General features: G+C 33.0%; 22 protein-coding genes. 4 read left to right on the forward strand and 18 right to left on the reverse strand.

Annotated elements, in window-relative coordinates; genetic code table 11:
• Window positions 1–2: 2 nt before the first annotated feature.
• The 5 genes from thiC to ruvB form a co-directional block, all read right to left on the reverse strand.
• Window positions 3–1373, reverse strand: coding sequence for a phosphomethylpyrimidine synthase ThiC (gene thiC / locus EU92_RS08530; RefSeq protein ID WP_032513588.1), 1371 nt, complete (start codon window positions 1371–1373; stop codon window positions 3–5).
• A 196-nt stretch (window positions 1374–1569) separates the two neighbouring features.
• Window positions 1570–1785 (reverse strand): DUF3188 domain-containing protein, encoded by a 216-nt coding sequence (locus tag EU92_RS08525; protein WP_032513589.1) that lies wholly within the window; start codon window positions 1783–1785, stop codon window positions 1570–1572.
• Complete coding sequence (locus EU92_RS08520) at window positions 1782–2966, reverse strand: amidohydrolase (RefSeq protein WP_032513590.1); 1185 nt, start codon at window positions 2964–2966, stop codon at window positions 1782–1784. The genes EU92_RS08525 and EU92_RS08520 overlap by 4 nt, the downstream gene beginning before the upstream one ends.
• 3 nt (window positions 2967–2969) lie before the next feature.
• A complete protein-coding gene (locus tag EU92_RS08515; protein ID WP_032513611.1) occupies window positions 2970–3758 on the reverse strand; it encodes a tetratricopeptide repeat protein in 789 nt (262 codons plus the stop codon).
• Window positions 3745–4803 carry a Holliday junction branch migration DNA helicase RuvB gene (gene ruvB, locus EU92_RS08510; RefSeq protein WP_032513591.1) on the reverse strand — a complete coding sequence of 353 codons (1059 nt, stop codon included), beginning with the start codon at window positions 4801–4803 and terminating at the stop codon, window positions 3745–3747. Before ruvB ends, EU92_RS08515 begins: the two co-directional genes overlap by 14 nt.
• A 52-nt stretch (window positions 4804–4855) precedes the next feature.
• Here ruvB and smpB point away from each other — a divergent pair, with 52 nt between their 5' ends.
• A complete protein-coding gene (gene smpB, locus EU92_RS08505) occupies window positions 4856–5350 on the forward strand; it encodes an SsrA-binding protein SmpB (protein ID WP_032513592.1) in 495 nt (164 codons plus the stop codon).
• A gap of 24 nt (window positions 5351–5374) precedes the next feature.
• Here the strand turns inward: smpB and EU92_RS08500 are convergent, their stop codons facing one another.
• The 6 genes from EU92_RS08500 to EU92_RS08475 all read right to left on the reverse strand — a co-directional run bounded on the left by EU92_RS08500 (window position 5375) and on the right by EU92_RS08475 (window position 10491).
• Window positions 5375–5623: a hypothetical protein gene (locus tag EU92_RS08500; protein WP_032513593.1), complete on the reverse strand. Its 249-nt coding sequence runs from the start codon at window positions 5621–5623 to the stop codon at window positions 5375–5377.
• Window positions 5624–5651: 28 nt separating this feature from the next.
• Window positions 5652–7190: a lysine--tRNA ligase gene (lysS, locus tag EU92_RS08495; RefSeq protein WP_032513594.1), complete on the reverse strand. Its 1539-nt coding sequence runs from the start codon at window positions 7188–7190 to the stop codon at window positions 5652–5654.
• 49 nt (window positions 7191–7239) lie between these two features.
• Window positions 7240–7986 carry a response regulator transcription factor RpaB gene (gene rpaB, locus EU92_RS08490; protein WP_032513595.1) on the reverse strand — a complete coding sequence of 249 codons (747 nt, stop codon included), beginning with the start codon at window positions 7984–7986 and terminating at the stop codon, window positions 7240–7242.
• 180 nt (window positions 7987–8166) lie between these two features.
• Entirely contained in the window at window positions 8167–8685 is a 519-nt protein-coding gene (locus tag EU92_RS08485; protein ID WP_032513614.1) for a hypothetical protein, read from the reverse strand.
• Window positions 8685–9434: a rod shape-determining protein MreC gene (gene mreC, locus EU92_RS08480; RefSeq protein ID WP_032513596.1), complete on the reverse strand. Its 750-nt coding sequence runs from the start codon at window positions 9432–9434 to the stop codon at window positions 8685–8687. Before mreC ends, EU92_RS08485 begins: the two co-directional genes overlap by 1 nt.
• 4 nt (window positions 9435–9438) lie before the next feature.
• Window positions 9439–10491, reverse strand: a complete 1053-nt coding sequence (locus EU92_RS08475; protein WP_032523370.1) for a rod shape-determining protein — start codon at window positions 10489–10491, stop codon at window positions 9439–9441.
• A gap of 134 nt (window positions 10492–10625) precedes the next feature.
• On the opposite strand from EU92_RS08475, the gene EU92_RS08470 reads away from it, so the two are divergent.
• Complete coding sequence (locus EU92_RS08470) at window positions 10626–10991, forward strand: single-stranded DNA-binding protein (protein WP_032513598.1); 366 nt, start codon at window positions 10626–10628, stop codon at window positions 10989–10991.
• On the opposite strand, the gene EU92_RS08465 is transcribed toward EU92_RS08470, so the two are convergent.
• Together EU92_RS08465 and ahcY are read right to left on the reverse strand one after the other, a co-directional pair.
• Window positions 10988–11647: a DedA family protein gene (locus EU92_RS08465; RefSeq protein ID WP_032513599.1), complete on the reverse strand. Its 660-nt coding sequence runs from the start codon at window positions 11645–11647 to the stop codon at window positions 10988–10990. The genes EU92_RS08470 and EU92_RS08465 overlap by 4 nt on opposite strands.
• 2 nt (window positions 11648–11649) lie before the next feature.
• Entirely contained in the window at window positions 11650–13068 is a 1419-nt protein-coding gene (gene ahcY / locus EU92_RS08460) for an adenosylhomocysteinase (RefSeq protein ID WP_032513615.1), read from the reverse strand.
• A 51-nt stretch (window positions 13069–13119) separates the two neighbouring features.
• On the opposite strand from ahcY, the gene tsaE reads away from it, so the two are divergent.
• Window positions 13120–13557 carry a tRNA (adenosine(37)-N6)-threonylcarbamoyltransferase complex ATPase subunit type 1 TsaE gene (tsaE, locus tag EU92_RS0108675; RefSeq protein ID WP_032513600.1) on the forward strand — a complete coding sequence of 146 codons (438 nt, stop codon included), beginning with the start codon at window positions 13120–13122 and terminating at the stop codon, window positions 13555–13557.
• Here tsaE and EU92_RS08455 read toward each other — a convergent pair.
• Window positions 13515–14513 (reverse strand): carbohydrate kinase family protein, encoded by a 999-nt coding sequence (locus EU92_RS08455; protein WP_032513602.1) that lies wholly within the window; start codon window positions 14511–14513, stop codon window positions 13515–13517. The genes tsaE and EU92_RS08455 overlap by 43 nt on opposite strands.
• A gap of 90 nt (window positions 14514–14603) precedes the next feature.
• Between EU92_RS08455 and EU92_RS08450 the strand changes: the two genes are divergently transcribed.
• Window positions 14604–15518, forward strand: coding sequence for an alpha/beta fold hydrolase (locus EU92_RS08450; RefSeq protein WP_032513603.1), 915 nt, complete (start codon window positions 14604–14606; stop codon window positions 15516–15518).
• Here the strand turns inward: EU92_RS08450 and EU92_RS08445 are convergent.
• The 4 genes from EU92_RS08445 to EU92_RS0108680 form a co-directional block, all read right to left on the reverse strand.
• Window positions 15503–16504 (reverse strand): RpoD/SigA family RNA polymerase sigma factor, encoded by a 1002-nt coding sequence (locus EU92_RS08445; RefSeq protein WP_032513604.1) that lies wholly within the window; start codon window positions 16502–16504, stop codon window positions 15503–15505. The genes EU92_RS08450 and EU92_RS08445 overlap by 16 nt on opposite strands.
• Before the next feature lie 100 nt (window positions 16505–16604).
• Complete coding sequence (gene mgtE, locus EU92_RS08440; protein WP_032513605.1) at window positions 16605–18011, reverse strand: magnesium transporter; 1407 nt, start codon at window positions 18009–18011, stop codon at window positions 16605–16607.
• A gap of 44 nt (window positions 18012–18055) precedes the next feature.
• Window positions 18056–18385, reverse strand: coding sequence for a CrcB family protein (locus EU92_RS08435; protein WP_032513616.1), 330 nt, complete (start codon window positions 18383–18385; stop codon window positions 18056–18058).
• Window position 18386: 1 nt separating this feature from the next.
• Window positions 18387–18752 carry a CrcB family protein gene (locus tag EU92_RS0108680; protein ID WP_032513606.1) on the reverse strand — a complete coding sequence of 122 codons (366 nt, stop codon included), beginning with the start codon at window positions 18750–18752 and terminating at the stop codon, window positions 18387–18389.

Genomic DNA, 18752 nt, shown 5'->3' on the forward strand with positions numbered 1-18752 from the left:
AACTACACTGAAGTACTACAGCCTTCAAGTTTATTTTTTAGTTGATCAAGAGATTCATCAGAAATTTTTGAATTCATTGGGCAATGCTTAGGTCCACACATTGAACAGAATTCGGCCTTTTTAAAGATTTCTTCAGGTAGTGTCTCATCATGGTATTGCTTCGCTCTTTCTGGATCTAATGAAAGTTCGAATTGTTTATTCCAATCAAAGTTATACCTTGCATGACTAAGTTCATCGTCTCTATCCCTAGCTCCAGATCGATGTCTAGCTATATCAGCAGCATGAGCTGCTATCTTATAAGCAATTAATCCTTCGCGTACATCTTCTGCATTTGGAAGACCTAAATGTTCTTTAGGGGTTACATAACATAACATAGAAGTGCCATACCAACCCGCCATCGCCGCTCCAATAGCACTTGATATATGGTCATAACCAGGAGATATATCTGTTACTAATGGACCAAGTACATAAAATGGCGCTTCTGAACATTCTTCCATTTGCTTTCTCACATTAAACTCAATTTGGTCCATAGGTACATGTCCAGGACCCTCAACCATTACTTGAACATTATGTTCCCATGCTCTTCGAGTAAGTTCTCCCAAGGTCTTCAATTCAGCTAACTGAGCATCATCAGAAGCATCATGCAAACATCCAGGCCTGAGTGAATCTCCAAGAGAAAACGTACAATCATATTTCTTAAAAATCTCACAAATATCATCAAACCTTGTATAGAGAGGATTTTGCTTAAAATGATGTAACATCCATTGGGCTAAAATCCCACCCCCTCTACTTACAATTCCAGTAATTCTTCCTTTAACTTTTGGCAAATGCTCTATTAATAATCCAGCATGAATAGTTTGATAATCTACGCCTTGCTGGCAATGTTTTTCAATAATATGAAGAAAATCGTCTTCAGTTAGTCTATCTATTGAGCCATGTACACTTTCTAAAGCTTGATAAACAGGAACTGTCCCTATAGGCACAGAAGATTCGTGAATAATTGCTTGCCGCACTGCATCTAAATTTACCCCTCCTGTAGAAAGATCCATAACAGTATCAGCACCATATTTAACAGCCAGCTTGAGTTTCTCAACTTCTTCATTGATATCACTTGCATTAGGGGAAGCACCAATATTTGCATTAACTTTGCATCTAGAGGCAATACCTATACACATTGGCTCAAGATTCAAATGATTAATATTCGCTGGAATTATTAATCTTCCTCTTGCTACTTCTTCCATTATTAAAGAAGCAGGTAGATTCTCTTTTTTTGCAACAAAATCCATTTCTTCCGTAATATATCCGTTCCTCGCAAAGTTAATCTGAGTTACATTATTTTTTCCAAGGCGAGGCTTAATCCAGGAACTTCTCATAATTTATAAGTTTTTAAAGTTTTATTACTAAAGTTTGATCAGATTTCCACTTCCCTTCATCAAAATGAATGATTCAGGTTCAAAGGGTATGATCTCAGCTAAGTTAAATTTCCTAGCACCCCTAGTATTAATATTATTAATAGCTCTTTTCTAAAAAATAGTCATCACATGTTGCGTAAAAATAAATAAAAGAATTCTATTTAACTTTTTGATAGGACTTTATCTTGTTTAAAATATTTTTCCTATCCAATCTTCTACTTAGATCTTTCTCCAAAATAATTGAAATCCCCATTAAGCCAATAGGCAAATAAAATATCCTCCTAGTATTATCCCTCAATATTAAGCCAATAGCTGATATGAAAATCATCAAAGGAGCTACAAAAGATAAAAGAAATCTTTTATTAATTTTCATTTATCAACTGCATTAATTGTTTCATTATTTAATTTTACTATGGATTCTGTTATCACTTTAATTCCAACAGCAATAGCTCTTTCATCTGGATCAAATTTGGAACTATGTAGTGGAGCACATCCATTTGGACTAGAAACACCAAGCCTAAACATAGCTCCAGGGATCTCATTCAAGAACTCAGCGAAATCTTCAGCACCTAATGATGGTTTTTGGAGCTCGATAACATTTTCTTGACCCAAAACCTTAATTCCAGAATGTCTGAGGACTCTATTGATTTCAGAATTATTATTAACTGGTGGAGTAATTTCTCTAAATATTACTTTTGCATCAGCTCCACAACTATTAGCTAAATCAGAAATAGTTTCATTGAGCCAATTACCAATATTCTTAAATAATTTAAGATTAGTGCATCTAACAGTACCGATTAAATTAACCTTTTCTGCAAGAACATTGAATGCATTGCCACCATTTATTTTGCCAAAAGTTATTACGACAGGATCTAGAGGATCCAATTTACGTGTTATTGATTCCTGAATTCCCGAGACCACTTTAGAGGCAACCCAAATAGCATCAACCCCTTCATGAGGTCGAGCACCATGGCCTGATTTTCCTTTAATCTCAACCTTAAGTTCTCCAGCGGCCGCAGTTAAACTTCCCTCTTTAATTCCAATAGTCCCTACAGATAAATCGGGGTAGACATGAACTCCAATAATATGAGTTAAACCATTTGTTGCTCCATCCTTAATCATCCATCTAGCGCCACTCGCAATTTCTTCAGCAGGCTGAAAAATTATTCGAGTCCCAAAATTAAGTTTTAAATCCTTAACAATTTTTGCTACACCCAATCCAATCGATATATGCAAATCGTGACCACATGCATGCATAACACCATCAACTTTTGAAGAAAAACTTAATTTAGTCTCCTCAAATATTGGTAAAGCATCCATATCGACTCTTAATCCTATAATACCTTTATCTAAGGGCCCAAAATCAGCTATAACTCCAGTCCTGCCTATAGATTCTCTAACTTCCCAACCAATATTTTTTAAATAACCACTTATCAAAATAGCTGTTTGATTTTCAAGACCACTTAATTCAGGATGTGCATGGATATATCTTCTTAAATTAATTAATTCATCATTAAACGAATCAATTTTTTTAAAAAACTGGTCTCTATTCATTACTTATTTTAAATCGATAAATTTCATTAAATCTTTAATTGGTTTTGGAGGCCATCTTCTTATTTTTTTTAACCATTCCTCATCACTATACCTAGGATCTAATTCAGTTACTGCTATCCAATTACTCTCTGCCTTACCAAATTCACCCTTGGACCAATTCAAAGCTGTTAAAGCTGCCCTAGCATCTGCAAAAGTTGGATAACGTCTAATTAAATTTTTTAATTCTTTTTCAGATTTATCAATATTTCCCAACTGGAAATCTGCTAACGCCATACTTGACCTTGCCATAGCAAATCCAGGATTAGATAAAGCAGCTTTTGAAAATAAATCTCTTGCTTTTTCCCATTCTGATGTAGAGCCTTCAACATTAGCTAAATTGTATAATGCGGAGAAATTTTTACTATCTTGCGAAATAACAAACATATAATCCTTTTTTGCTTGCGACCATAGACCCAATGCTTCCTCTGCTATACCTCTGTTAATGTAAGGATCAATTTCATTAGGATTTAATGTTATTGCCTTATTCTGGTCATCTATTGATCCCTCTATATCACCTATGACAAGTCTTACATTGCCTCTATTGCTCAAACCTGCAGCATCATCAGGATAAGAATCAATATAGCGATTCCATTCTTGTAAAGCGAGATTAAAATTTCCGCCTGAGCTTAAATCTAATGCATTCTTAAATAAATCCTCTCTCAAAGATAATGAATAGGATGGTGCAATATAAAAAATATTGAAAAAAACAAAAATTAATAAAAAACAAACCTTAACTTTTTTAAAAGTTATCATTTTTTGAATCAATGTACTTTTTTCCTAAAGCAGTAAGCACTCTTCCTCGAGGAGTTCTCATGAGGAAACCAATTTGAATCAGATATGGTTCAATAACATATTCTAACATTGAAGAATCATCACCCAATCCGGCTGCTATTGAATCTAGGCCAATTGGAATATTATTGTTTTGGTTGAGAAAAGATAAGTATTGTCTGTCTAAAGAATCCAATCCTTTTTCGTCTATTTGGTATGAATTTAAAGCTTTTTTTATTAAATTTATGGAGACTACATTAGTTTTTTTAACAACTTGAGCATAATCCCTAACTCTTCTTAATAATCTCAAAGCAATTCTTGGCGTCCCTCGAGATATCTTCGCTAAATTATAAGATGCTTCATCATCTAAATTAAGGTTTATAAATCGGGAGAAATTAACAATTATATGTTTTAATTCATCATATGTATAAAATTCAATTTTCTGAGAAATACCAAATCTATCTCTGAGAGGGGCACTAATTGAGGCTAATTTAGTTGTTGCACCGATCAGTGTAAACCTAGGAAGATTAATTGTTCTGCAACGTGCACCTCTATTAGCTCCCATAGTTAAATCTAGTCTAAAATCCTCCATTGCAGAATATAACAATTCTTCAGTTAACCTATTTAAGCGATGTATCTCATCGATAAATAAAACTTCACCTTCTTTTAATCCAAGCAGTAACCCCACAATATCTCTTGGTCTTTCGATTGCAGGTGCAGTAGCTATCCTACATTTTGTATTCATTTCATGAGCTATCAAAAAAGCAAGGGTGGTCTTACCTAAACCGGGCTGTCCATATAAAAGAGTATGCTCTAAAGGTTCTTTCCTATAAATTGAAGCATCTATAGCTATTCTTAAAGAAGACTTAAGTTGTTCTTGGCCAATAAATTCTTTCAAAGAAACAGGACGAGCTAAGTTCAGATTATGTTTTATTTTTTCTTCTGGAATGATTTTAGAATCAACTAACCTAAGCTCTTTTTTACGAAGAGAAAAGTCATTATCGCCTATATTGGAGGAAATTATTGCCATAATGAAAGGTTAATTGCAATTGTTCCGAGTAGAAAGATTTCTTACAACTAAAATGGCAAAAAATTCAAACAAAGTTCAAAAAAATACTAAAAAAGAAAATAATTTTAAACGTTTAGCTGAAAATAGATATGCAAAATTTCAATATGCCATATCTGAGACAATCGAAGCTGGAATTGAACTTTTAGGGACTGAAGTAAAATCTATTAGAAACGGAAAAGCAAATTTAAGAGATGGATACTGTTCGTTCAGAGATGGTGAAATTTTATTATTGAATGTTCACATTTCACCACACAAAAATGTAGGGTCTTTTTTTAATCATGATCCATTAAGAAATAGAAAGTTGCTACTACATAAAAAAGAAATAATAAAACTTAAATCCAATAGTGAAAAAAAGGGAATGACTATTGTTCCATTATCTCTTTACTTAAAAGGCTCATGGATAAAACTAACTATTGGTGTCGGTAAAGGGAAAAAATTACATGACAAAAGACAATCTGAAAAACAAAAAAGTTTAAAAAAAGAAATCAACTCTGCACTAAAAAGATAAAAATATAATTCAAACTTATTGAAACTATGCATCTAAACTTACTGAGCTTGGAGGAGGGGAAGGATCTGGATCAGCAATCAACATATGCTGTAAAACAGTTTCAGGTCTCTCACTATCTCTCCAGCGAATTTTGTAAGCAGGCATTTTGGTACCCCTGCTTGTAGTTTGCTCTACTGGTTCAATAACCCATCCTCTTCTTGATCGGCCTTGAGGATTTCTTTTAACTACTGCATCCGCATGTTTGAAACGGAAACCAACACGTTCACCACTCATTTAAAAATTTCGTATTGGATTAATTTTTTTATTTTACTTCATTCAAGGGTGATTTTTCATTTTTTTTCGAAGTTATTTCTGGTCTTAACAATGGGAAAGGAATTACATCTCTAATGGATGGACTATTAGTAATTAACATTATAAGTCTATCAATGCCTATACCTAAGCCTCCAGTAGGAGGCATCCCAATCTCTAAAGCATTCAAAAAGTCTTCATCTATACAATGAGCCTCAAAATCTCCTTCATCTCTAAGATTTTGTTGTAATTCCATTCTTTCTCTTTGATCAACTGGATCTATCAACTCGCTAAAAGCATTTGCCAACTCTCGGCCAACAATGAATAATTCGAATCTTTGAACTATTTCTTTATTATCAACATGAGGCCTAGCTAATGGAGAAATTTCAATAGGATAATCGATAACAAAAGTAGGTTCTATAAGTACTGGCTCTACTTTTTGCTCGAAGACCTCATTTAAAAGTCTTCCCATAGTATTGATCTTAGTAGAAAATTCAACATTTATACTTTTAACTGCCTTTTTTGCTGCTTGAAAGTCCCCACTGAAAGAATCAAAATCAATCCCTGTATATTTTTTGACTATATCTTTCATAGATATTCTTAACCAAGGTTTAGAGAAATCAATCTCTTTACTTTGATAATTTATTACTAAAGAGCCACATGCATCGGCTACGATATCTTTAATGAGTTCTTCTGTTAAATTCATCATATCGACATAGTTAGAAAAAGCCTCATAGATTTCAACTGAAGTAAATTCTGGATTATGCTTTGTACTTATCCCCTCATTTCGAAAGATTCTTCCCAATTCATAAACTTTCTCAAATCCTCCAACAACCATTCTTTTTAAATGTAATTCTGTAGCTATTCTTAAATACAACGGAATATCTAATGTATTGTGATGTGTAATAAATGGTCTTGCTTCAGCACCACCAGCTTGAGATTGCAGAATTGGAGTTTCTATCTCTAAAAAATTTCTATCATCTAGCCATTTTCTTATAAAACTTATGCATTTTGCTCTTATTTTAAATACATTCTTTGAGTGAGGATTCACTATCAAATCTAGATAACGTTGTCTATATCTTTTTTCAATATCAGTCAATCCATGCCATTTATCCGGCAAAGGCTGTAATGATTTTGATAACATTTCCCACTTTTCAACTTTAATTGAAAGCTCACCTTTATTAGTTTTTTTAATAGTGCCGTAGACCCCTATCCAATCTCCAATATCTACTAGTTCTTTAATATCATCAAAAGAGAGTAATTTTTGTTTTTCTAAATTGCAATTAATAATTCGTTTATCTAAAAAAAGCTGAATCTGACCTTCTTGATCGCTTATTGTAAAAAAAGCAATTTTACCCATTACCCTTTTTGCCATCACTCTACCCGCAATAGAGACACTGAAGTCTTCCTCTTGACCATTTTCTAAATAATCAAATTTTTTAGCAAGAAAATTTATAGTATGGGTAACCCTAAAACTTTCTGCGTAAGAAGCGAATCCTTTACTGAGTAGTAAATTAGCTTTTTGAAGGCGTACTTCTCTTATTTCGGACAAAATTTATCTTAAATGTTTGTTTTATTTAATAAAAGTATCAGACAAATGCTCAACTTGCCAAAGATGTTGCTGTTTCGCCAACTCTCTGAGATGCATAACCAATTCCTCGAACAGTTAATATTAATTCTGGATTTCGTGGATCTGGTTCCAATTTACCTCTTAGTCTTGCTACATAAACATCTACAACTCTTAAATCTGCAGCTCTCCGAGGAGGATAACCCCATAACTGTTCTAAGATTTCAGCTCTTGGGACAACCTTTCCAGGCTCATCGAATAATAACTCTAAAAGGCTAAATTCAGTATAAGTAAGGCTAATTCTTTCCCCGGCTCTAGAGACTTGTCTACGATTAGTATCAACAACTAAACTTCCAAATTTCATAACTCCTTTACCAGATGGAACCTCTTTAGTTTCGTTAACCGAGACAGTGGGTCCCATTCTTCTCAAAATAGTCGCTATCCTAGCTTCTAACTCTTTTGGGCTAAAGGGTTTAGATAAGTAATCATCAGCACCTAAATCTAAACCTGCGACTCTCTCTGAAATTGCCTCTAGAGCCGTTAAAAATATTATTGGGACAACTGATTCAGCTCTAATTCTTCTGCAAACTGCAAATCCATCCATTTTTGGAAGCATAACATCAAGAACTATTAAATCTGGGGAGTCTCTGTGAAAAGATTCAAGAGCTTCTTCGCCGTTAGTGGCTGAATAAACTTGATATCCTGCAAGTTGAAGTCTTGTAACTAATACCTTCAAAACTGCTGGCTCATCATCAACAACTAAAATTCTTGCTTTTGACATAGATAAAAAAGATTTTCAGACATTTCAAAGCAAAGAATTATTGCATTGAATTTTTATTCTAACAATTAAAAATATAACATTAAGAACCCTCAAAGAGATATTCCTTAGATTTACAGAAATTTTAAATAATTTAAAATTATGTATTTTTTTTGCAGACTTTTCATTTCTTTGCAAAATTTATTATTGAAATTTTCTCCCTGAAGATTTGAACATTCTAAAAAGTTGAGAGCAAATAAAAGGAGCAAAAAATCCTGTAAGAAAAACTTCAGCTAAGATATTTTGAAAACTGGGTATAAATAATAAAAAAGTACCATCTGAAAAATTTTTAAATAAAATCTGAAAAAAATAAAGAGTCCCACATAAAAAACTTCCAAAAGAACAAATTAAACCAAACCTAAAATGATTTAACACAATATCACTATGTAATTTAATTCGCCCAAACAAAAATCCACATAAAATCAAACCTGGAATTTGAGTAAAATTATTATCCAGAGTTAAAGAATCTAAAATCAGTCCTAAAAACAAACCAAATATTAGTCCATTAATTGATCCATTAATCATTGACCAAGGCAATAACCAAAATAAAGGCCAATATGGCTGTACTCCTAAAAATCCAAGCCAATTAGGGTGCCATAAAAAAATAATTGGGACAAAAATAAAAAAAATCATAGTAATTTTTTTTGTAAAAAATTTATACATTAAATTTTTACTTCTAAAATTTGAACCCAATCAATTGCGTAAGGTTTTGCTAAAAGTGATATTTTGGCTGTTTTTCTTGCTTTAAATGGCTCATCTATGGAGTGGACAATGCCAATAGGTATATTGGGAGGTAATAAAGTACTCGCAGGAGAAGATGATACAAAATCTCCGACTTTAATATCAGCATCCTTTGAATAAAGTATTAAGCGAGGATAATCATCCCCTAAACCGACCATTAATCCATTAATTTGGATTCTATCCACCCATACTCCCACTTTACTTTCTGGTGAAGTTAATAAAGTTACCGAAGAAGTAAATAAAGAAGTATTTTGTACTCTTCCTAATAATCCACCAGGACCAACAACAGTATTACCAATTTCCACTCCATCTTTTGAACCTTTGTTTAAGATTATTTGTCTCCACCAGCTACCTGTTTTCCTAGAAATAACTGCAGCTGAAATCCTGTCATTATTAGATGAGTCTTGAAGAGATAAAATTTTCCTCAATCTTATATTATCTTTTGTAAGAAGATTGAAGTTTATTAAAGATTCTTGTTTTATACTCTCAAGAATAACTTCTTTTTGAAATTGACCAGGCCAAAAAGGCTTGGAAATAAAATAATAAAAATCCTTATAGATAGATCCTTTTGATATCCTTACAAAAACTAAAAATAAAAAAATTCCAAAAAATATCCAACTTTTCTTTTTATGCCACCAACGACTAGTAGAAATTCGTCGGATACCTAACATAGTTTTAATTTCTTATCGCGTTACTTATAAACTCTGGATTATCCACAACTCTTTTAAGTTTTTTAAAATCATCCAAAACCTCACCACAGCCATTAACTACACACAGCAGTGGGTTTTCTGCTATGTGAGTAAAAATACCCGTTTCATTGCTCAATAAATCATTAATACCTCTTACTAAAGCACCCCCTCCTGCAAGCATAATGCCTCTTTCAACAATATCTGCAGCAAGTTCAGGAGGGGTTCTCTCTAAAGTTCTTTTTACAGCTTCAACTATTTTGATAAGTGTATCAGCCATGGCTTCTCTAATTTCTCCTGACGTTAAAGTTATTGATCTAGGTAACCCAGATAAAAGATGTAACCCTCTCACTTCTAATGTAGTTTTATCAAAATCATCATCTGGAAATGCAGATCCAATTTTAATCTTAATTTCTTCTGCAGTTCTCTCTCCAACAACTAAATTATGAACTTTCTTAAGATACGAGGCAATTGATTCATTTATTTCATCGCCTGCTATTCGAACAGACTCACTTAATACAGTACCTCCCAAACTTAATACTGCAACCTCAGTAGTACCGCCACCAATATCAACAATCATAGTTCCAATTGGCTCAGTTACTGGTAATGATGCTCCTATTGCTGCTGCAACAGGTTCATCAATTAAGTGAACTTCTCTAGATCCGGCTAATCCAGCTTCTCTAACTGCTCTTCGCTCAACACTGGTAACTCCACTTGGAATACCAATAACTATTCTTGGGGCTACTATACCCTTACCTTCGTTACATTTCTGAATAAAAGTTTTTATCATTTGTTCTGCCGCATCAAAATCTGCGATAACCCCATCTCTTAGTGGTCTGACGGCTCTTATATTGCCAGGAGTTCTTCCAAGCATTAACTTTGCTTCTTTACCGACAGCCAACGGAATCCCTTCGTCTAAATCCATTGCGACTACTGAAGGCTCCTGTAAAACAACCCCCTTCCCTGATACGTGTATAAGAGTATTGGCCGTTCCCAAATCTATGCCAATGTCTCTAGAAAATTTAAATCTGTTAAAAATCACAATAAGAACCCTTTCTTAGTAAATGATATAACTATTTTTTGTTGAGCCATGACATTTCTCTTATTTAGTTATGAATAGCACGCAAAACTTTGAGCAGAATCTGAGAATATGAGTAATATTAAAAAAAAAATATTATGACAATCAATTCAGTTAGTTTAGTTGGAAGAGCAGGAGCAGATCCTGAAATAAAAAACTTTGATTCCGGAGCAATGGTTACTAAATTTGCCATAGCAGTCAACAGAAGAAAAGACGAAATGCCTGATTGGTTTAATCTTGAGATATGGGGAAACCAAGCTCAAGTAGCTGTCGACTATGTCAAAAAGGGTTCTTTAGTAGGAATAGTAGGGAGACTAAATATTGAATCATGGTCAGATAGAAATACCAATGAAACTAGATTTAGGCCAGTAGTAAGGGTAGATAAACTTCATTTATTAGGTTCTAAAAGAGATTCTAATAATAGTTCTTCTTACAATAATAACTCTGGTGAAATCCCTTTCTAAGCTCTATTTTTTGTTAAAAACCTAATCAGTAGTTTTATAAAAAAATAAAAGAAAATTAAAATTAAAATTGGCTTCACAACATATTTAATTTGATCTAAATAAGTTTCAATAATTGGATAATTTTCACCAAATAAATAGCCTGAATAAGTGAGCAGCGCGATCCATATCAAGCTACCAAATGTAGTCCAAATCAAAAATTTTCTTAATGGCATAAGTTCTATGCCAGCAGGAACTGAAATTAAAGTTCTTATACCTGGTACTAATCGCCCCCAAAAAACTAAAGAAACCCCGTATTTCTCAAACCACCTTTTGCTTTTATTTAGATCATTAGAAGAAATTCCTAGATATTTCCCTTTTTTATCTAGAAAATTTGAAAGTCTTTTTTCATTAACTAATCTACCTAAGTAATACCAAGGAAGTGATCCTAGAATCGTTCCCAGCAACCCCCAAAAAACTAAAATATAGAAATTTAATTTTTGTTGATAAACAAAAAATCCGCCCAATGGCATTATTATTTCAGAAGGGATTGGGGGTATTATATTTTCTAAAAACATAGCCAAACAGATAGTAAGGTATGCAATTGTTGAATTCTTTTCAACAGCCAAACTGATATATTCTGGAATTGAAGTGAATAAATTTATAAAAATTAAAATCAAGCTTAGTATCTATAAAGTTCTGGCTTATAAGGTCCCTCAACAGAAACATTAATATAATCAGCCTGTTCTTTGGTTAATTTTGTTAATTTTGCACCAATTTTATCTAAATGTAATCTTGCTACCATTTCATCTAAATGTTTGGGCAAAACATACACCTCTTTCTCATATTGCTCTGACTTATTGAAAAGTTCGATTTGAGCTAATACTTGATTAGTAAAAGAATTACTCATAACAAAGCTTGGATGTCCAGTGGCACAACCTAAGTTGACTAATCTACCTTCAGCTAAAAGAATAATTTTGTTTCCACTAGGTAAAGTTATATGATCAACTTGTGGTTTAATATTTTCCCATGGATAATTTTTTAATGAAGCTACATCAATTTCATTATCGAAATGTCCAATATTACAAACTATGGCCTCATCCTTCATCTTGATAAGATTTTCGTGTGTTATCACCTGATAATTACCAGTAGCTGTAACAAATATATCTATATTTTCCACAACATCATCTAGCCTGACAACGCTAAATCCTTCCATTGCGGCTTGAAGAGCACAAATTGGATCAACTTCAGCAACTTTTACAATTGCACCAAGTCCTCTTAATGATTGCGCTGAACCTTTACCTACATCACCAAAACCAATTACTAAAGCAACCTTACCTGCAATCATCACATCAGTTGCACGCTTTATGCTATCTACTAAAGATTCTCGGCATCCATATAAGTTATCAAATTTGCTTTTAGTTACTGAATCATTAACGTTAATAGCAGGAAAAGGCAAAGCATTTTGCTTTTGCAGTTGATAAAGTCTTGCAACTCCCGTAGTAGTTTCTTCAGTGACACCAATAATATTACTCTTAATTCTAGAATAAAAGTTACTATCGGCTTGCAGTTTAGATTTAATAGCGTTGAATAAAGCAATTTCTTCTTCATTACTAGGGTTATCTAGAACAGACAAATCCTTTTCTGCCTTACTACCGAGTATTAATAAACCAGTTGCATCTCCTCCATCATCAAGAATCATATTTGGTGAATCTGAACCCCAATCAAGGATATAGTGGGTGTATTGCCAATATTCATCAAGAGTCTCACCTTTTTTTGCATATACAGAAATTCCTTGGTCTGCAATAGCTGCAGCCGCATGATCTTGAGTTGAAAAAATATTACATGAAGCCCATTTAACTTTTGCACCAAGATCAACAAGAGTTTCAATTAATACTGCTGTCTGAATAGTCATATGTAGACTACCAGCTATTTTTGCTCCCTTGAGTGGCTTTTCAGTTTGATATTTATCTCTAAGTGCCATTAATCCTGGCATTTCAGTTTCGGCAATTTTAATTTCTTTACGTCCAAAATCTGACAAGGAAATATCAGAAATTACGAATTTGGGTGTAGAAGTCTTAACTGAATTTGCAATAACCATTTCTAGCAACATGTTTTTCTATTAAACTATAAATGATTTTTGTGTAATTTTGTGTTTATTGAGAGTTTAAAAGAAACTTTAAATTTAGGGGAACAACTCTCACAAAAATTAAATCCCCAATCAATAGTTTTATTACAGGGTCCAATTGGGGCAGGAAAAACTTCATTTGTGCAAGGCATTGCCAATGGGTTATCTATCTCTGAGGATATTACAAGCCCTACATTTTCTTTGTCGCATCATTATAGTTCAGGAAAAATTCCGCTGATTCATCTTGATTTATACAGGTTAGAAAATATTTCCTCAGCGAAAGAAGTTTTTTTTTCTGAAGAAGAAGAAGCAGTACAAAACCAAGCCATTTTAGTTATTGAATGGCCTGAATTAATAGAACCACTTATTGATAATTTCTGGAAAATAAAAATTAGTTACGCAAGAAATTATGGCAGGCATTATGAAATAAGGGATCCTAAAAATTTATTAACCTTTTCATAATCTGGCTGTTGCTCGATAGCGCCTTCACCAAGACAAGTTAATAATCCGCAAACACTTGCGAACTTAATACAATCTTCTATCTCCATTTTATTTGAAGGATAGCCAGAAGAAATTAACTTTGAAATTAATCCTGCGAGAAAAGCATCTCCGGCACCAGTAGTGTCGACAATCTTTTGTGAATGAGAAGTTTCAGTAGTTCCCTGCAGTCCATTGATATGCCATGCAACAGGATTTTTTCCATCAGTTATTATGACATCTGGTCTTTTTGGCATTTGTTGAGATATTAGCGAAGGATTTTCATGCTCAAAAAATAGAGTCGCTTCTTCCTTAGCAAGTTTTAAAACATGAGCATGATTTAAAAAATTTTTAATTAAATAAACTCTCTCAGTTTTACTAATCTTTGATGAAAAACTTGAATAATCCCAAAACACCTCTCTCCAATTTAAATCAATAATTATTTTGACTTCAAATTTATTGGCCTGTTCTAAAAGAAAAAAGATAGTCTCTGCTGATTTTGGAGATGATAGTACAATTGTTCCCATTACCAAATATTTTGTTTCTAAAAAAATTTTCTCCAAATTTGGAAGTTTCTTCTCGATTAATTTTTTACTCAGAGCCTCGTCAGCGAAGCATGAATAAGAGCTTGGTTCAAATCCTGAAAAGAAGCGATCTCCAAAGTGATCTCTGTCTACATTAACCACGCGAGTAGAAAAAACATTATCTAATTGCAATAAATCTAAATTAACCTCCAATTCATTAAATTGCCTGATAAATTTTTTCCCAAAATCATCACTCCCTAAACGTCCAATAAATATTGAATCTATTTTCAATTTTTTTAATGCGCAAGCAACATTAGCCGGTGCACCGCCCAAAAAATCTGTAAATCCTTGATTTGACTTATTCCTGATCCTGTCTATTAAAGCCTCTCCAATACATACGACCTTAGTCTTTTCCATAAGATAAAACCATTTTTCTTACCTAAGAATAATTAATCAAAAACATTATTTTTTTTTTTGAATTAAAGTTTAATTAATATTCTATTAATAGTGACTTTTACTAAATCTGAAACTTGGAAATGGAAAGATTGGAAAATTTCATGGTCTTTATCCAAAAAATCTACTATCGAAAATAATATCAATATTTTATTAGTGCATGGATTTGGGGCATCAAAAAAACATTGGAGACATAATCAAGATTTTCTTGGCAAAGTTTCTAATTGCTATGCAATTGACTTACTAGGATTCGGAGAAAGCAGTCAGCCTAGTGCTCTACTGAATTACGAACCTTACAGAGAAAATTCAATTAAATATTCATTTGACTTGTGGAGTAATCAAATATCAACATTTTGCTCAGAGGTAATAAAATCTCCTGTTTACTTAGTAGGCAACTCTATTGGTGGTGTTATTGCATTAAAAGCTGCTGAAATTCTTAAAGATGATTGTAAAGGTGTCATTTTGATTGATTGTGCGCAAAGAACTATGGATGATAAACGCTTGAAAAAAAATGATATTTTAATGAATTTATTCAGGCCAGTTTTAAAAACGTTAGTGAGACAAAGAATAATTAGTAGTACACTTTTTACAAGAGCTGCTAATCCAAAAATTATAAAGAAAATACTTAAACAAGCTTACCCATCAGGGAAAAATATCGATGAAGAATTAATCGAGATACTTTATCAACCCTCTCAAAGGACAAACTCTAAAGAAGCGTTTCGTGGCTTTATTAACCTATTTGATGATTATCTTGCTACAGACCTTTTCGATAAGGTTATGATTCCAATCCAAATGATTTGGGGAGAAAAAGATCCTTGGGAATCCTTAAGTGAAGCAAAAGAGTGGAAGAAAAAATTCAGAAATATTAAAAGATTAGATATTATCGAAGGTGCTGGACATTGTCCTCATGATGAAGAGCCTGAAAAAACAAATAAGTTAATATGTGAATTTCTTCAGGAAACAAAATAAGCTTCCACATTATCACTAAGTCTTCTTAAACCTCTTAAACCATCTCGTTCCAGGTTTCTAACTCTATCTCTACTTATTCCTAGCACCCTTCCTATACCTGTTAGAGACATTGGCTCGTCACCATCCATACCGTATCTCATTCTTAAAACTCTACATTGCAGGTCTGGTAATTGATGCAAAAGAGAATGAAGATCGCCTCTCATACAATCCATCTCAATTTGTTCATCTGGCAAATCCTCGCCGCCTGCTAGTAAATCTAATAAAACGGTGTCTTCGCCATCACCGACTTTTGTTTCAAGACTAACTGGCTGCCCAGCTTTACACATCAAATCTTTAACATCTTCTTCAGGAAGCTCTACGTATTTCGCCAGTTCACTAACTGTTGGAGTTCTAGACATTTCTTGACTCAGCTCTCTTTGACCTTTTTTCAACTTATTCAGCATTTCAGTTATGTGAATTGGTAGTCTTATTGCCCTACTTTTTTCAGCAATTGCTCTAGTAATACCTTGTCTAATCCACCAGTATGCATAAGTTGAAAACTTATAACCTCTGGCTGGATCAAATTTTTCTACTCCCCTTACCAGACCTATTGTTCCCTCCTGGATTAAATCTAATAATTCCATATTTCTTTTTGTATATTTTTTTGCAACACTTACTACTAACCTTAAATTAGCTGCAACCATTCTTTCTTTAGCCCTTTGTCCAGCCCTCAATCTTTTCTTTATTGTGGCAGCAGATAAATTTAACTTACTTGATAATTCTTCAATACTTGGCTTATCACCTGTTAAATCAATAATCTCTAATTCTGCTCTTTCGACTTGCATATACTCTTGCACCTGCCTACCAAGGGTAATTTCTTGCTCATGCGATAGTAATGGAACTCTACCTATGTCCCTCAAATATGATCTAACAAGGTCGACATCATTACTAGCCTTTAAAGTCGATATTGTCGCTAATTTATTCTCACTTAATGTTTCAGAAGGCATGAAAATTAAAAGTTGTTCTGTAAACAATACCATTAAGAAATGTAAAGTTAAACAAAAAAATCCACATTTTTACAAAAATGAGAATAAATACCTAGTGAATTTAGCTCAATGAAGAGCTTAATAACCATTTTGCTGTACTTAGATAAATAAAAACACCTGCAATGTCAGTAACAGTTGTTATGAAAGGGGAAGACATTAAAGCTGGGTCTAATTTCATTCTGTCAAACAACAAAGGTAAAAGAGCACCTGTAGTGGCAGCCAAAGTAGTTATGCATATTAAACTTATTCCTACCGCAGAGGCTATTAAAGGACCTTCCCCCTGCCACCAAGCAAAGGGGAATACTACTAGCATCATCAAAACACCCAAAATAGCGCCTGTTATTGCCTCCTTAACTACTGCCTTAATTGCACCAAGAGACTTCAATTTTTGAGTACTTAAACCTCTTATTACAACTGTTGAACTTTGAGCGCCAACATTCCCCCCAGTACCTATCAGCAACGGAATAAATGCAGCTAGTAAAACTATTTCTTTTAAAATTTGATCATTCATTGCTATAACCTTTGTCGTCAAACCATTTGCTAACACTAAAATTAACAGCCACAAAATTCTTCGTCGAGCGATGGTAAACAAACTACTTTGAAAATAATCATCTTCATCTCCAGGTTGAACTGCCCCAGCTGCATAAATATCTCTTGTTGCTTCTTGCTCTATGACGTCAATTAGATCATCGACAGTTACTATCCCAACGAGTCTTTTTTCTTTATCAACAACTGGTAGGGCTAAAAAATCATATCTTTGTATTGCTCTTGCGACCTCTTCTTGATTAGTATTCGTAGAAATATTAACTACATCTCTTGTCATAACATTTCCAATTGGCTTAGAGGGATCGGCAGTTACAAGGTCTCTCAAAGATAGAATGCCCGTTAAATGTCTTTCTTTATCCGTAACATATAAACTGTAGATTGTTTCTGTAAATGGAGCTCTTTTCCTGACTAAAGAAAGAGCCTCAGCTGCTGTTTGCATCTCTTTAAGGTCTATGAATTCAGTCGTCATTAATCTTCCAGCAGTTTCAGGCTCATATCCAAGCAATTCAGCTGTTACTTTCCTTTCTCCAGGACTAAGAGCAGACAAAAATTTTCGTACAACTTTTGCAGGTAATTCGTCAAAGAGTTGAACCCTGTCATCAGGAGACATTTTCTCAACGATTTCTAAAACTTCTCCTGAACGAAGTCTGTCTAATAAAGTTTGCTGAACTATTGGATCTAAATATTCATAAACTTCAATTGCCTCATTTTTCTTTAACAATCGAAATGCCAATGCCTGCAATATTAAAGGAAGACTTCCAATAGCATCTGCAATATCAACAGGTTGGGAAGGTTCTAAAAGTAACTTTGCTTCATCATAATTACCTGCGACGAGCAATTCTTCTAATTGAATAGTAATATTTTCTCGTTCACTTAAGTCTGAAGATAATGATGTAACCGGTTCAAGATTATTTTCATTCATAAAATATAATCCCTATTCAAAGTACCAACACCATTATATGAAATCTAAGTAATTTTTCTACTTATCCAGAACCCCAAATACATTGTGAATAGATTTACAATGATTATTAAATTAAAAAATATTATAAATTTTAGCCAATCCTTTTGATTAAGAATTTCATACAAAAAATATATAAATCCGCTAAAAGATGTAAAGCAAGAAAAAAAACCGCTTAGTAAAATTTTTTTGCTTGAGAAACTTAATTTCTTACTAGTAATAAAACCAACGCAAAATGATCCTAGAATTGAAATAACAAAGTTATTAGCTATAAATATCCTTAAAAAAGTGGCTAGATAACAAGCTAAAAGAATATAAATAACACTTTTTATTTTCACTTTAAAAAAATTCAATCAGAAAGTAACCTAGATAAAAGAAAAGAAAAGAAAGAAACACTACTTCTAAATAGTGAATAAATAAAATTTTAAATTTCCTCTTCTGAAAAAGAATAAATAGTTGATATATAAATGAAGAAAATGTGCTAAAACATCCTAAAAATCCAGTATAGAAAAACAATAATATGTAATTATTGGTGGGGTTTAAAGCTACTAAATTTCCCAAAAAAAAAGATGCTACGATATTCAATATTGAAGTATTTTGAATATCAAAACCTATCTTTAATTTTAAATTATTTTGTATAAATATTCTTAGTATTAATCCAATAGTACTCCCAACTAACAAAATAACTATTGAACGAAAATCCAA

Source organism: Prochlorococcus marinus str. MIT 9107 (assembly GCF_000759855.1).
GTDB classification, from domain to species: Bacteria; Cyanobacteriota; Cyanobacteriia; order PCC-6307; family Cyanobiaceae; genus Prochlorococcus_A; species Prochlorococcus_A marinus_N.